Here is a 13,898-nt window from a genome sequence, read left to right as displayed (position 1 = left end):
ACGGCGGCGGTGCCCCGCAGGTTCGACCGCCGCGCACCGTTCGGCGTCCTTGCCGACGTACGACACGGCATGGACCAGGGCGTCGGCTCCCTCGAAGACGCCGGTCAATGACGTCGGATCGGTGAGGTCGGCCCGGACCTGCCCGACCGCTCCCCCGCCCGGCAGCACGACGTCCGCGCGGCGCACCAGGGCGCGCACCCGCACCGGGCGGCCGTCGGCCGCCACGCACCCGGCCAGCTGCCGCAGCACGGCGGCGCCGATGAAACCGGTGGCCCCGGTCAGCGCGACGGTCCACGGTCTCATTCGGACACCTCCGGCGCCCGGCCCGTGAGGTCCAGGCTTTCGACGACCTCGGGCGCGGCGACGGCCGGCAGGAAGTACGACCACAACTCCACGATGCGCCCGGTCAGATCCTTGCGGCCCGTGCTGATCTGGGACAGCAGCTGCGTTCCGGTGTAGGCCCCGACCAGGACCCGGGCGAACTGCGCGGGGTCGACGCCCTCACGCAGTTCACCGAGCGCCTGGGCGACCATGAGCTCTTCCTCGAAGTTGGTGATCCATAGCTGGTACGCGGCATCGTCCTGCAGACCGAAGGCGCCCTGTTCGACGGCCAGCTGCACACCCGCGCGAAACAGGACGTTGCGCTGCAGCTCCCGCGCCAGGGCGAGCGTGAGGTCGATCACGTGCTGCAGTCCGCTCGTTCCTCCCAACTCCGGTAGATCTGCGTCTTGTTCGGCCATCACGGCCCGGGCCAGGTCGTCCTTGGAGTCAAAGTGAAAGTAAAGAGCTCCCATAGTCGAACCAGCCCGCTTGACGATCTTGGTGGTGCTGGTTCCGGAGAATCCGTGCAGGTCAAACTCTTCCGCGGCGGCCCTGACGAGGGCCGCCCTCGTCTTTACCGCACGCTCCTGCTGTGGGCGTGTCATGAATCCTCCCTCGACAAAGAAACAGAGCGCTCTCTAGGTTATGCCCTGCCGGCTGCGGTGCCCACAGCCGTCCGACGTCAGTACGAGATCCTCAGAGAGGCCGTTCCGTGACTGTCACCACCGTTGAACCCGTTCGTCCCAGCTCCGCTCTCAAAGCGATCCCGCGTCAGTACGTACACAAGACCGCCCAGGCCGAAGTCCTGCTCTGCGGCTGGCAGAACAACGGGGAGGACTCCTTTCTCGCCCCTGCCCAGTGGCCCCGGTCCCACAGCTTCTACGCCCCTGCCCACGGCCTGCACGACCCGATGCTCTTCGCCGAGAGCGTCCGCCAGGCGATGCCCCTGGTCAGCCACGCCGGTTACGGGGCACCCATGGACCACCGCCAGATATGGGACCGCTTCCGCTGCACCATCTCCGCCGAAGCGCTGCGGCACGAGCGGCTGCCCGCCGACCTGGAGATGCACCTGACGTGTGCCGACATCGTCAAGCGCGCCGGACGCCTCGGCGGGATGGCACTGCGGGCCACGGCGGTCCGGGGCGGGCGTCGCATGGGGGTCGCCGAGACCCGGTTCACCAACCAGGCACCCGCCATCTACAGGCGCTTGCGCGGCCCGCGCTGCGACGCCGCCCGCGCCATGGCCGACGCCGTCCCGCTGCCGGCACCGCTCGCGCCCGACCAGGTCGGCCGGATCGACCCGCAGGACGTCGTCCTCGCCCCCGGGAACGCGGACCGGCACTGGCAGTTTCGCGTCGACGTGACACACCCCGTCCTGTTCGACCACCCGGTCGACCACATCCCCGGCATGCTGCTCCTGGAAGCGGCCCGTCAGGCGGCCCACTCCACGCTGCACCCCCGGCAGACCGTCATGACCAGCATCGACGCCACATTCACGCGATTCGTCGAATTCGACGCCCTGTGCTGGATCGAGGCGGAGCCGAACGCCGCCTCCACGCCCGGTCACGAGACCGTACGCATCACCGCCCGCCAGGGCGACCATGCACCGTTCACCGCGACAGTGACCTCACTGATCCTCTCGCGCTGACGCGTCGCAGGCACCGCACCCGCACGAAGCAGAGAGGCGGCGCCCACGCGCCTCCTCTTCCGTTCCGGGGAACCGACAGGAGTACCTCATGACCGGCGCCGTGCCGGTCCCCTCGACGAGGGCCTCCGTGCCCACCTCACTGTCCGACCGGGGCAACGCCCGGCTGTTCGCCCGGCTCCACCACCACCCCCTCCGGCATGCCGGAGGGGGTGGCCGGCTCCCGGAAGGGAGACCGCCCGAAGGCGGTCATCGACCCGCTACCCGGGGCTGCTCGACGCCATCCTTGAAGGGGCCCGGCTCAACGCCGAGTCCGACAGAACCGCCTCGTTCGCGCAGTGGCGCCCGCGAGGCCGCCCGGCCCTATTCCCACGGTCGGACGCGCCCGTGCGGCAGACCGTCTCGACCCTTCATGAGCAGCTTGAGGCAAAGGTTGCGCGCGGCGCTGCTGGAGCGGATTGACGTGGGCACTCCGGTGTTTCTTCCTTGCTTCGTGAGCAAGGCACCACCACTGGAGCACACGCCAGGACACCAGGCTAAACGCTACGGGCCAACCACTTGGCACCGCAGGTGCGGACCAGTGCCGTCTGAACGGTGGTAGCCACCGGTCTGCGGGATACGTAGGTATCGTCCGTTGCCAGCCGAGGAGGAGCGATTGTTCAGCAGTTCGCGTTCTGCGCGCGACCCAGCTGCAAGGCCTGGAACGCGGGCGCGGGGCAGCAGGCAGATCCATGACGTCGATGCCGAAGCGAGCCGCCAGGACGTCGCAGTGGTCGAGGCCCCACGAGGCACCCCAGGTCACAGGCCCTCATACCCCCCTTCCACCCTTCACAGACGTCTCACTACGTCTACGGGAGTACAGGTCAGAGCCTCGCACTGACCACAACATCAATGAGAACTCACAGGGAAACGCGCAGGTGAGCAGCATGGGTGCGGGCGCTGCATGCAGCAGCCGTGCTGCCGCCCTGCGAGCTGTGCTCGCGGCAAGCAGCAGGGCACCCGTGCAGCGAGCAGCAGTTGCCCGCCGCTGCCCCGGCCGGGCCGGCCTGCTGCACGAGCAGCAGCCGTGTGCCGTCTGGTTCGTGCGAATGCTGCGCTGCACGCGAGACCCACCGTGCGGCAGGACCAGGAGGACGAGCAGCAGCGCCGGGCAGTCGCCGGGTGCAGCGAGCAGCAGCGGCTGCAGGTTCAGGGCGATCGTCTCGCAGTAGCCCAGGGCTGTTGCCGCCACCCCGGGTTTGCCGTTGGCTGCGGACCGACAGGCCACGGCCAACATCGCCAGCATGTTCTGCAGCGGACTGTCCTCGCCGCCGGCGGCGGCTTCCTCGACCCGGGCAAGCAGCACGCGGCCGGCCTGGTCCAGGACGTCGGACCAGGCACCGTTGAGCGCCTGGGGGCCATGGATCCAGATGCTGGGTCCCCGTGGCAGCCGGTAACTTCAACCGCTGCTGGTTGATCGATGGGGGACACATGAAATGGGCCATGAGCGACGACTACGCCGCTCTCATCACGACCGTGATTCTGGCCGTTCTGCTGATCGGGACGGTCCAGCTGTACACGCTGATCAAGTCCTACGCGGATGCCATGCCCCAGGCTGACGACTCACATGCTGCTCTGCTCGAAAGGGTGGCACAGGCACTTCACGGCAACCGAGATCCGAGAGCTGAGGACCTGGCTGCGCTCGACCAGTACTTCACGGACCTGTTCGCGCGCGTGGTCGGGAGGAACCGAAGGTGGGGCACCTACCTTGCGAGCGCGGCGTGGGTTGCCATCTGCTGCGTGCTGGTGATCACCCAGATCAAGGTGCTCAAGTGGTCTGCAACACACACTCCCGCCCAGGACCCCCACCTGGCGAAGACGGCCTTCTACATTGCTTCTGGGGCCGTCGTAATCCTCGTATGCGAAGGCGTAGTCCGAGTAATCACTCAGGTGATCGCCAATGCCCGGCGGCACCGCGCCCGTGTCCGACAGTTCTCCGCTGATGACTTCCGGCGACTCAACGAGGCCGGGGAGCGCTACCGTCAGGCCCGGCAAGCAAACGCATCGGGGACCTTTGATCCCGACACCGCCTGAATCGCAGCGGGTTCCCAAGGTGCTGCACTTCGCTTCTCTGTCCAGGACCTGACCACCTTCGCCACCCACGCGGTAGCCGCTGACAGTGGCCAACTCAAGTGAGCAGGTAGGCGTCAATGGCCAGGGGTGCATCCACGTCGTTCGTGGACGCGAAAGGGGCGGCGCACGACCGACGCGGTGTCGGTGTACGCCGCCCTGGAGCGGTTCGGGTGGCGGGGGTGGCCCGCACTGTCATGGCGGTTACTTGGGGTCGCGGTTGAACTGTGCCTTGGACCAGCGGTAGCCGAGGATGGTCAGGCCCAGGCACCAGGCGAGGGCGATCCACCAGTTGTTGCCGATCTCGGTCCCGAGGAGAAGTCCGCGCAGGGTCTCGATGGCGGGGGTGAAGGGCTGGTACTCGGCGATCGGCTGGAACCAGCCCGGCATGCTGTTCAGGGGGACGAAGGCACTGGAGATGAGGGGCAGCAGGATCAGCGGCATGGCGTTGTTGCTGGCCGCCTCCGCGTTGGGGCTGCCCAGGCCCATGCCGACCGCGATCCAGGTGAAGGCCAGGGCGAAGAAAGCGAGCAGGCCGAAGGCTGCCAGCCATTCCAGGACGCTGGCATCGGTGGAGCGGAAGCCCATGGCCACACCGATGGCGCCGACGAGGATCACGCTGATGACGGTCTGCAGGACGCTGCCGACGACGTGGCCGAAGAGGATGGAGCTGCGGTGGATGGCCATGGTGCGGAAGCGGGCGATGATGCCTTCGTTCATGTCGGTGGAGACCGACACGGCGGTGCCGATGGTGGTGGAGCCGATGGTCATCAGCAGGATGCCCGGGACGATGTAGGCGATGTAGGCGGAGCGGCCCGCGCCCCCGCTCATGGTGTCGCCGAAGATGTAGACGAACAGCAGGAGCAGCATGACCGGGGTCAGCAGCAGGTTCAGGGTGAGCGAGGGATAGCGGCGGGCGTGCAGGAGGTTGCGGCGCAGCATCGTGGACGAGTCGCGCACGGCGAGGGAGAGGGAGCTCATCGGACAGTCTCCTTGGGCTGGGTGGGCACGGTGGTGGCGGTGAGGGCGAAGAAGACGTCGTCGAGGTCGGGGGTGTGCACGGTCAGTTCGTCGGCCTCGATACCGGCCGAGTCCAGCCAGTCGAGGATGGAGCGCAGCTCGCGCTGGCTGCCGTCGCTGGGGATCTGCAGCGACAGCGCCTCGTCGTTGCGGGTCGCCTCGTCGAGGGTGCCGGCTGCGTTCTGGTAGGCGGCGGGGTCGGTGAAGCGCAGGCGGACGTGTCCGCCGGGGATGAGCCGCTTCAGCTCCTCGGCCGTGCCCTCCGCGGCAGTCTTCCCGTTGTTCAGCACAGCGATCCGGTCCGCGAGTTCGTCGGCCTCGTCCAGGTACTGGGTGGTGAGGAAGACGGTGACGCCATCGGTGACCAGTTCGCGGATGATGCCCCACATGGTGTGCCGCGAGCGCGGGTCGAGGCCGGTGGTCGGCTCGTCCAGGAAGATGATCCGGGGGTTGCCGACGAGGGTCATGGCGATGTCGAGGCGGCGTTTCATGCCGCCGGAGTAGGTGGAGGCCGGCTTCTTCGCCGCCTCGACCAGGTCGAAGCGCTCCAGCAACTCGGCGGCCACCCGGCGGCCCTCGCTGCGGGAGAGGTGGTGCAGGTCGGCCATGAGGAGCATGTTCTCCTCGCCGGTGATCAGGCCGTCGACGGCGGAGAACTGCCCCGTGACACCGATCGCGGCACGTACGGCCTGCGGTTCGGCGGCCAAGTCGTGACCGCCGACGTGCAGGTCGCCGGCGTCGGCGGAGACGAGGGTGGACAGGATCTTCACGGCGGTGGTCTTGCCGGCGCCGTTCGGGCCGAGCAGCGCGAAGACCGTGCCTTCCGGGACGGTCAGGTCGATCCCGTCGAGGACGGTCTTGTCACCGTAGGACTTGCGCAACCCGTGCGCCGCGATAGCCAAGTCGGTCATGAGGAGAGCTCCTTCAAAGACTGCGAGGTTCAGAGGCTGCGGGCGGCGATGTCACCCTGGGAGGTGGTCGCCTTGATGGTCAGACCGGGCGTGCCGTCGCTGTTCTTCAGCGCGTTGTCGATCCGGCCGTGGCCGGTGCCGGCGTCCAGGGAGGCGGAGACGCCGCGAGCCGCACCGACGGTGATGTCGCCCTGCTGGGTGTTCAGCGTGAGCTGCCCGCGCACGGCCTCGGTGATGTTCACGTTGCCCCGCTGTGTGCTGATCTCGCCGGGACCGTTCAGGCGGCCGACCGCGATGTGGGCGTCGAGTCCGGTGAGGCGGGCGCTGGTGGCCTCATCCAGCTTGACCGAGCCGTAGCCGCCATCGAAGGCGACATCGCCGAACCGTCCCACGCCGCGGAACTCGGCGGCGGCCGCCTTGGCCTCGACACGGGAGCCGGCGGGCAGTTGGACGGTGACCTCGACGGATCCGGAGTTGCCAAGGATCCGGTTCTTCGCTTGCGAAGTCTGGATCCGCAGGACGCCGTCGGCGTAGGTGACTTCGGTCTGTTCGGCGGCCTTGACGTCGCGGCTCTTGGCGGCGTTGGCGGGCAGGACCTCGACGGTGGTGTCGGTGCGGTCGGCGGCGATGAACTGGATGCGTCCCGCGGGGATGTCAAGGACGGCCTGGACGGCGGCGGGGGTGTCGAACTTCTGCATCATGCTCTCCTTCTCCGGTATCGCGCGCCCCTTCGGCCCGCTCTTTCCGATAGAGGAAAAGCTACGTTGCATTCACAGATCTGACAACAGATTCGTTGCGTCAAAATCCCATCAGTGCAGGTAGATATGGAAAAGTTGATGCAATGACCTCGCACATAACGCAACGCCTCCACGTGTAGCGTGTTGCAATGAATTGAGAGTGAACGCTATAGTCGGCACCCCAGCCACCACAGGGCCACACCCAGGCCACGAAGGAGACCGCGATGCCGGGAGGCAGGCTCACCCAGCAAGAACGCCAGCAGATCGCACTGGGACTGGCCGACGGCCTCGCCTACGCCGAGATCGCCCGACGTCTGGACCGCCCCACCTCGACGATCACGCGCGAGGTGATGCGCAACGGCGGCCCCACCGCCTACCGCGCCGAAGTGGCCCACCGCGCCACCGAACACCGCGCCCACCGCCGCAGGAAGGCCGCACCCCGCGAGGCGCAGTCACCCCCGCAGCCCTACGGACGCGACGCCGAAGCCGTGCGCGAGTACGAGGAAGTGTTCACCACCGTCATCATGGCTTCCGGCGCACCCCTGATGATGTCCCGGGTGATGGCCTGCCTCACCCTCACCGACACCGGCAGCCTCACCGCAGCCGAACTCGCCCAGCACCTCCAGGTCAGCCCGGCGTCCATCTCCAAAGCAATCACGTTCCTCGAGAGCCAGGGAATGGTCCGCAGAGAACGCGACGAACGCCGCCGCGAGCGCTACATCGTCGACGACGACGTCTGGTACGAGGCGATGATGGCCAGCGCCCGCTCCACCGCCCAACTCGTCGAAACCTCACGGCAGGGCATCAGCATCCTCGGCCCCGACACCCCAGCCGGCGCCCGCCTCGAGAACATCGCCCGCTTCCTCGACTTCGTCTCCGAAAGCATCGCCCGCGCCGCAGAACAGGCCCGCGACATCCTCCACACGAAACCCGAAACAACCCCCGACACCACCACCTGAACCACGCTCGATCGCCAGCAGACAGCCACGTACACACCCCGTCGCACCACCCCGCCACCGGCCTACATCTTCGGAGATGTAACGAGTGTCGGCGTACACAGGAAAGTGCTCAGCCGTGTACAGCTGAATGCGCTCACCCGTCCGCGGTGGCGACGGCTTCTCTCAGTGCGCGGCTGTGGTTGCCCGCCGGTGGGTGGCACGGATCAGCACAGAGACCAAAACCGCGAGGTCAAGGGCACCGGCTGGGTCGTCCGCGTAGCGGGTGGTCTGCAGCGGCCCCACTTCGTCCAGGCGTACGCCCTCCGCCTCCAGGATGTGAGCCAGGGTCAGCAGCGCCAGGCGGGCGTTGCCGTCCGGGTAAGGGTGAAAGAAGGCGATGTCGAGGTACGCCCTGGCCGCGCGGGCGGCGAGGGGGACCGTCGGGTCGGCGCTCTGATACAGGCAGGCGGCGAAGTCCCGCCAGGTGTGCGGCGTCAGCCCGTAACGTTCCCGGCCGCCCTTGGCAAACGCCTCGCCCTGACGCAAGCGCACGTCGGGTACGCCGAGGACCAGCTTCTGCCAGTTGTCGAGCAGGGTCGGGGTGAGCGGTTCTCCCTGTCCGGCCGCGGCGCGGGAGAAGGCCATCGCGGCGAGCAGCCGGCCGGCGCGGTCCGGGTCGCGGTATCGCACCGGGCCGTCGAACCAACGGGCTAGTCCGTCGACGACCGGCCGCACAGGCAACGGGGCCGCCGTCGCAGCCGAGGACCAGTCGACCTCCTCCCTGACCTGACACCACACAGCCAGCGCATCATCGCTCACGGTAGAACCCACGACCCGTGAGGCGGACCGCCAGGTCCTCTCCCACCGCGTCGACCACCGTCAAGGCGGGCTCGACCCAGCTCTTGAACCGGCCGCCGATCGCTGCTTCGACTGCCTTCTCCGCCTCCTCCGGTCCTAGGCCAGTGGAGGACAGGAACCAGGTCAGCGTCGTGTCGCAGAGCCCGTACCAGGCCGACTCGGCGTGCGTGCGGTCCACGACCGTGGAAACCAAACGGGTCACCGCACGCTCCAGATGCCAGCTGCGGTCCCCGGCATCCGCGTCGGGCAACGGGGCAAGCCGCTCGAATCGCTCGGCCATGTCCTCCAGCCAGTCACGCCACTCCAGAAGAGCAGCCACGATTCGCGCGGCGGTCTCCTCCGCCTCTCCGACCGAGTGCGCGTCGCAGCACCAGGCGGCAACAGGTCCACCGTTATGGGTCGACCAGTCCCAACCGCAGGCCCAGCGGCCGTAGCGCGACGCCAGTAACGCGGTCACCTCGCGTATGAAGCGGAAGTTCTCCATCCGGTCGACATCGGCAGGAGGTGTCATCGGGGCGACCAGCGCCGTGAGCCGGGCCCCCTCGTCGTCGTCGTCCCATTCGAAGGCGTTCCGGCGAGGGTCAGCGGCGGACCACGGCAGCGACCAGGCTCGAAGTTCTTGGTGGATGGACGTGGCGTACCCCCAAAGTCGGACGTGGCAGAGCAACTGACCGATGATGCCGACGGAATCGAGACATGTCACCCGAATTCGCGAACCACCGACCTGTGCCTCCCGCCGCCCAACCGTCTTCGCCATGCCGAGCACGTTCACGTGTACCCGGCTGAGCACTTTGCCGAGTACCCCGGCAATGAGCGCGGGCATCGGCGACGGCGGCACGGACCGCTCCGACTACATTGCCTACCTCGTCCCGGGCTTGCTGCTGATGACCAGCGGCACCACCGTGATCGGAGCCCCGGCGTCCTTCTCCATGGACATGACCGAGGGACTCATTGCCCGCTTCCGCACGATGGCGCCACCCAGAAGCCATTCGCACGGTCAGGAAATCGGTGAGACTCTTCAGAGAGTTGACAGAGCACAACCCGAGGGTCCATGAACCCAATCTCGCAAATACGCTGGTGCTGTTGGCTCGGGTTGGCGATACCGGGTTGCCCTTCGCCTACGGCCCACTCCTCGCCGTCGCAGAGGCCACACTGCTGTATTGCAATCTCACCGCGCAATCACCCGATGCGTTCCGCTCACGCCTGATCGAGGCTGTCCAGATCCAGGTAGCGCCGCGCAGGAGGGTCGGACTGCTCGACGAAGCCATGGAGGCGATTTCCCGCGCGCAGGCGGTGGCGGGGCCAGACGTCGCAGCCGCCATTCTTGGCCTCTCTCCCAAGCGTGGCAACTCCGAGCCAGAGGACAGCACAGACTTGACGCACGGCCGACCCGGCCAGTAACGGGCTCACGTGATCTGACCAAGCCGCCCCCGTGACTGCGCAACGACGTCCCTTGCAGGATCCCGAAGAGCCTGCACAGAAGAACTTGACAGACATCCCATGAGCTGGAGAGTCAAACGGCGAGTGCGTGAGCCCAGGGGGGCCAGGCAGTCCCCTTCCCATCGGCAGCCCGTCGGCCAGCTCGAACGGATGCCCTAGTCTCGGCGGATGACGCTCTACTTCGACCCGGTGGCCATCCTTGGCAACGACCGCGATGCCTTTCGGGGCCGTTGGGAAGACCGACTGTGGCTCAACGTCCCCGGGCCCTTCTACGGCGGGGAGACCGACACCTGCTGGACGGGACGGCTTTCGGCACCCGCCCACGTCCTCTATGGAGGCGAGTACCTCAGCGAGTACGTCTATCGCCAGCCCGGAACGCCTGCGGACACGGCCCTGCTGGTCGAGGCGGCGGACAACGACCCGTTCCTCGGGTACGGCTGTGATGGCGACTCGCGATGGACACCGGAATCGGTCCGGGAGTGGTGGCGTAACCGCAGCCAGGTCGTGCAATACCTGTCCGATCAGCGGAGCAAATGGGATGAGAACGATGCCTGGTCAGGCCAGGGCATAGCCGCTGCCGTCCGCGACTTCGAGCTCTACATCGCCGGTGCCTGGCAACTGACCTGCGGATTTACCTCTACTGGCTGGAAGAGCGGCGGTCCCCCACACCCGTTGACCGCTTGCCCGAGCTGTAGCGTCACGCGGCGAGTGCGTGGGATCGCTGAGACCAAGCTGTCGCCTCGTCGTACGGTGTGCCGGTCTTGAGGCAGCCGTGCAGGATGCCGACGAGCCGGTTGGCGAGTTGGCGTAGGGCGGCGTTGAATTCGATGCCGCGGGCGCGCTGCTTCTCGTAGTAGGCCCTGGCTCCGGCGGAGATCCGAAGTGCGGAGAATGCCTGGGCGATCAGGGCGTCGATGAGCCGGTCGTTGCGGACGTGCCGGGCGGTCACGACCTTCTTTCTGCCGGAGGCGCGGGTGATCGGGCTGGTGCCTGCATAGTTCTTGCGGGCCTTGGCGCTGGCATAGCGGTGGGGGTCGTCGCCGAATTCTGCGAGGACCCGGGCGCTGAGTATCGGGCCCAGTCCGGGCTGGGACCGGATGATCTCGGCATTCGGGTGCCGGCCGAAAAAGTCCTCGACCTGCTCGTGCAGGAAGTTGACCTGCTCGTTCAAGGTGACGAGCAGCGCGACTAGAGCGCGCACTGAGCCGGCGTAAGCCGCGGTCACAGCGGCGGGCTGGCCCAGGTGCTTGGCGCGCAATACGGCCTGGATCTTGGTGGCCTTGTCGGCGATGTTGCGCCGGCGGGCGCGCTTGAGGACCGCACTGATCTGCGTGATCGTCAGCTTCGCCGCGGCAGTCGGATCAGGCGCTTTGGCCAGCAGTTCCAAGACGTCGGGGGCGTCAAGATCCTCGAACGCCTCCAGGGCGGCGGGGAAGTAGTCGAGCAGGGCATGCCGGAGCCGCTGCATGGTGCGGGTCCGCTCCCAGATCAGGGTCTTATGGATGCGCGTTACCACCTTGACCGCTTCAGCGTCGGCGGTGTCCCCGGAAACCGGGCGCAGCTGGTGGGAGTCGGTACGCACCATGTCGGCGAGCATGTGCGCGTCGGCCGCGTCACTCTTGGCCCCCGACACCGCCAAGCGTTCCCGGTACCGGGAGGCCTGCAGTGGGTTGACCGCGTACACCGTGTAGCCAGCGGCGATCAGTGCCTGCACCCACGGGCCTCGATCGGTCTCGATTCCGATCACGACCTCGGCCTTGCTGTCGGCGCCGAGCTCGGCGCCGATCATCGCGTGCAATCGCTCGATGCCCGCCACGCCTTCCGGCAGCCGGGCCTTGGACAGCCGGCGACCTGTGGCGTCCATCAGCTCGACGTCGTGGTGGTCCTGGGCCCAGTCGTCCCCAACGAACAGCAATTCGTCCTCCGTCATCGAACTCGATCGGCAGCAGCCCGCAGGAGAACCATCAGCGACCTAATAAGGCTGTGCTCACGCCGCAACCGGGCGGGCACGACATCCCATCAGCGATTTCGCTCCTGGCCGACCAGCAGGGGCACGATCTGTCAACAGGACTCGGTGTCCAGGGAACAAAGAGTGCTCACCTGCTGGCGGCTACCAGGCACCGAGTCTGCCGGTTGGAGCCTCGGTAGGTCTTATTAGGGAACTGTGCTCCTGCGAGCACTGCACGCTCATCTCCGCCTCGCCTGCAATGTCGTGGGTCGGGTTCCGCAGGGAGGAGCTGACCTGGACCGGCCCCGGAGGCGAGCCGACCTTGCTTCTCCGAACTACTGGGGGCGTCCCGTGATCAGGTGACGGGACGATCAGTCCTTAGGGGAAGGGCCGGTATGGGGCCGGAGAACGGCTGCGAACGGCGCGGGTGTTAGTTTCTTTCCCGTGTTGGAACACCAGGGCGAGACCAGGGCGGCCTACGACGGGGTCGTCGAGCTGTATGCGTCGATGTTCGCTAATCGGTTGGAGACGCAGCCGTTCGCACGGAACATGATCGGCACCTTCGCCGAGCTCGTACGTGGGACGGGAAACCTGCGGGCAGCCGACGTCGGGTGCGGGCCCGGACATCTGACGGCCATGCTGCACGACTTGGGGCTGGACGCCTTCGGGCTCGACCTCTCCCCGGCCATGGTCGACCACGCCCGGCAGGCCCATCCGGCGCTGCGGTTCGACGAAGCACAAATGGAGGCCCTGCCGGTCGAGGACGGCGCGCTCGGCGGAGTGCTGGCCCACTACTCGATGATCCATACTCCGCCCGGGGAAATGCCCGCGCTGCTCGCCGAGCAGGTGCGTGTCCTGGCACCAGGGGGCCTGCTCCTGGTGTCGCTCTTCGGGACCGAGGGACCGGAGCCGGTCCGCTTCGATCACAAGGTGACGCCCGCCTATAGCTGGCCGGCGGAGCGGCTCGCCGAGTTGCTGACCGGGGCCGGACTCGTCACGGTTGCTCGGTTGCTCCACGACCCGGCCTCCGAACGGGGCTTCCTCGACGCCCACTTGCTGGGCCGCCGCCCCTAGAGCGTGCCCTGCGGCCTGGGACGCAGTGGTGTAAATCATCCGCGGGCACTGTCACGTTGCTGGGTGGGTGTCTGACGGTGTGACAGGGTGTGGTGCGGTCGGGTTCCGGCTGTGTGCTCAGGGTGTGGTGGGCAGGCCGGTGGCGCCGGTGATCTGCTCCCAGATGGTGAAGCGGACGGTCATTTCGGCGCGGTAGTCGGGTGCGGCCATGAGGTGGCGGCGGGGTCGGAAGTGGGGTGAGATGCCGCTGAACGCGGACAGGAAGCGTTGTGCTCCGCCGGCGGAGCGGAAGCCTTTCATCGCGTGTTCACGCTGTCTGGTGGGCTGGTGACTGTTCTCGGCCCGGTTGTTCAGGCCCTTGTGGGAGCGGTGCTCGACGGAGGGCATGACCTCGCGGTGAGCGGCACCGTAGGAGCGAAGCCTGTCCGTGACGACCACCCGCGGAACCGCACCGGTCTTCTTCGTCAGCCTGCGGAAGAAGCGCCTGGCCGCGGCCTTGTCCCGCTTCCCCTGGACGAGGATGTCGAGCACGTTGCCGTCCTGGTCGACGGCCCGCCACAGGTACTTCCGCTCGCCGTTGATCTCGATGAAGACCTCGTCCAGATGCCATTTGTCCCCGGGCCGGGGCCGCCGGCGGCGCAGTCCGTCGGCGTACGCCTGGCCGAACTTCACACACCACCGGCGGACCGTCTCGTACGAGACGGTGACACCACGTCGGGGCATCAGCTCCTCCACCTCACGGAAACTGAACGGAAAGCGGAAGTACAGCCACACGCAGTGCGAGATGACCTCGACCGGGTACCGGTGCCCCTTATACGACGGCAAAGCGCTCACCACGGACGATCCCCCTCCAGCATGATCAACTTCGAGGACCCTCCCACGCCGCCCGCCAACGTG

15 protein-coding genes and 1 pseudogene are annotated in these 13,898 nt (G+C 67.4%); 7 read left to right on the top strand and 9 right to left on the bottom strand.

All coding sequences use genetic code 11. From position 1 onward, the window contains the following. Nucleotides 1–303: NAD(P)H-binding protein (locus NRF20_RS46305; RefSeq protein ID WP_413754497.1), on the bottom strand; the 303-nt coding region annotated here is incomplete at its 3' end. Next, complete coding sequence (locus NRF20_RS46300) at nucleotides 300–926, bottom strand: ScbR family autoregulator-binding transcription factor (protein ID WP_413751794.1); 627 nt, start codon at nucleotides 924–926, stop codon at nucleotides 300–302. The genes NRF20_RS46300 and NRF20_RS46305, both read right to left, overlap by 4 nt. Before the next feature lie 107 nt (nucleotides 927–1,033). Here NRF20_RS46300 and NRF20_RS46295 point away from each other — a divergent pair, with 107 nt between their 5' ends. Together NRF20_RS46295 and NRF20_RS46290 are read left to right on the top strand one after the other, a co-directional pair. Then, complete coding sequence (locus NRF20_RS46295; protein ID WP_413751795.1) at nucleotides 1,034–1,969, top strand: ScbA/BarX family gamma-butyrolactone biosynthesis protein; 936 nt, start codon at nucleotides 1,034–1,036, stop codon at nucleotides 1,967–1,969. A 1,479-nt stretch (nucleotides 1,970–3,448) separates the two neighbouring features. Further along, nucleotides 3,449–4,039 carry a hypothetical protein gene (locus NRF20_RS46290; protein ID WP_398633584.1) on the top strand — a complete coding sequence of 197 codons (591 nt, stop codon included), beginning with the start codon at nucleotides 3,449–3,451 and terminating at the stop codon, nucleotides 4,037–4,039. Nucleotides 4,040–4,279: 240 nt separating this feature from the next. On the opposite strand, the gene NRF20_RS46285 is transcribed toward NRF20_RS46290, so the two are convergent. Genes NRF20_RS46285 through NRF20_RS46275 form a run of 3 tightly spaced genes read right to left on the bottom strand, consistent with a single transcriptional unit; the run spans nucleotide 4,280 to nucleotide 6,704 of the window. Further along, nucleotides 4,280–5,056, bottom strand: coding sequence for an ABC transporter permease (locus NRF20_RS46285; protein ID WP_398633583.1), 777 nt, complete (start codon nucleotides 5,054–5,056; stop codon nucleotides 4,280–4,282). Further along, nucleotides 5,053–6,006, bottom strand: a complete 954-nt coding sequence (locus NRF20_RS46280; RefSeq protein WP_398633582.1) for an ATP-binding cassette domain-containing protein — start codon at nucleotides 6,004–6,006, stop codon at nucleotides 5,053–5,055. The genes NRF20_RS46285 and NRF20_RS46280 overlap by 4 nt, the downstream gene beginning before the upstream one ends. A gap of 29 nt (nucleotides 6,007–6,035) precedes the next feature. Next, nucleotides 6,036–6,704: a DUF4097 family beta strand repeat-containing protein gene (locus tag NRF20_RS46275; RefSeq protein WP_413754504.1), complete on the bottom strand. Its 669-nt coding sequence runs from the start codon at nucleotides 6,702–6,704 to the stop codon at nucleotides 6,036–6,038. Nucleotides 6,705–6,967: 263 nt separating this feature from the next. Here NRF20_RS46275 and NRF20_RS46270 point away from each other — a divergent pair, with 263 nt between their 5' ends. Further along, entirely contained in the window at nucleotides 6,968–7,702 is a 735-nt protein-coding gene (locus NRF20_RS46270) for a helix-turn-helix domain-containing protein (RefSeq protein WP_413751796.1), read from the top strand. Nucleotides 7,703–7,864: 162 nt separating this feature from the next. On the opposite strand, the gene NRF20_RS46265 is transcribed toward NRF20_RS46270, so the two are convergent. Both NRF20_RS46265 and NRF20_RS46260 read right to left on the bottom strand, forming a co-directional pair. Beyond that, on the bottom strand, nucleotides 7,865–8,500 hold the full coding sequence (locus NRF20_RS46265; protein WP_398633579.1) for a Fic family protein: 636 nt from the start codon (nucleotides 8,498–8,500) through the stop codon (nucleotides 7,865–7,867). Further along, nucleotides 8,490–9,296 carry a hypothetical protein gene (locus NRF20_RS46260; RefSeq protein ID WP_413751797.1) on the bottom strand — a complete coding sequence of 269 codons (807 nt, stop codon included), beginning with the start codon at nucleotides 9,294–9,296 and terminating at the stop codon, nucleotides 8,490–8,492. Before NRF20_RS46260 ends, NRF20_RS46265 begins: the two co-directional genes overlap by 11 nt. Before the next feature lie 52 nt (nucleotides 9,297–9,348). On the opposite strand from NRF20_RS46260, the pseudogene NRF20_RS46255 reads away from it, so the two are divergent. From NRF20_RS46255 to NRF20_RS46245, 3 genes and pseudogenes are all read left to right on the top strand, one after another. After that, nucleotides 9,349–9,561, top strand: a pseudogene (locus tag NRF20_RS46255) (ABC transporter permease); the annotation flags it as partial. A gap of 4 nt (nucleotides 9,562–9,565) precedes the next feature. Beyond that, nucleotides 9,566–9,940 (top strand): hypothetical protein, encoded by a 375-nt coding sequence (locus NRF20_RS46250; protein WP_398633577.1) that lies wholly within the window; start codon nucleotides 9,566–9,568, stop codon nucleotides 9,938–9,940. Between the two features lie 207 nt (nucleotides 9,941–10,147). After that, nucleotides 10,148–10,744, top strand: a complete 597-nt coding sequence (locus NRF20_RS46245) for a ferredoxin (RefSeq protein WP_413754496.1) — start codon at nucleotides 10,148–10,150, stop codon at nucleotides 10,742–10,744. On the opposite strand, the gene NRF20_RS46240 is transcribed toward NRF20_RS46245, so the two are convergent. After that, complete coding sequence (locus tag NRF20_RS46240; protein ID WP_413754495.1) at nucleotides 10,677–11,894, bottom strand: IS110 family transposase; 1,218 nt, start codon at nucleotides 11,892–11,894, stop codon at nucleotides 10,677–10,679. The genes NRF20_RS46245 and NRF20_RS46240 overlap by 68 nt on opposite strands. 477 nt (nucleotides 11,895–12,371) lie before the next feature. Here NRF20_RS46240 and NRF20_RS46235 point away from each other — a divergent pair, with 477 nt between their 5' ends. After that, a complete protein-coding gene (locus tag NRF20_RS46235) occupies nucleotides 12,372–13,001 on the top strand; it encodes a class I SAM-dependent methyltransferase (protein WP_413754494.1) in 630 nt (209 codons plus the stop codon). 117 nt (nucleotides 13,002–13,118) lie between these two features. Here the strand turns inward: NRF20_RS46235 and NRF20_RS46230 are convergent, their stop codons facing one another. After that, nucleotides 13,119–13,838 (bottom strand): IS6 family transposase, encoded by a 720-nt coding sequence (locus tag NRF20_RS46230; protein ID WP_413754493.1) that lies wholly within the window; start codon nucleotides 13,836–13,838, stop codon nucleotides 13,119–13,121. Nucleotides 13,839–13,898 lie beyond the last annotated feature (60 nt).

The organism is Streptomyces sp. R-74717, assembly GCF_047305335.1.
In the GTDB taxonomy this organism is placed as follows: Bacteria; Actinomycetota; Actinomycetes; order Streptomycetales; family Streptomycetaceae; genus Streptomyces; species Streptomyces atratus.
Note: the sequence above shows the minus strand (reverse complement) of the source record. Positions and strands in the feature narration are given on the sequence as shown.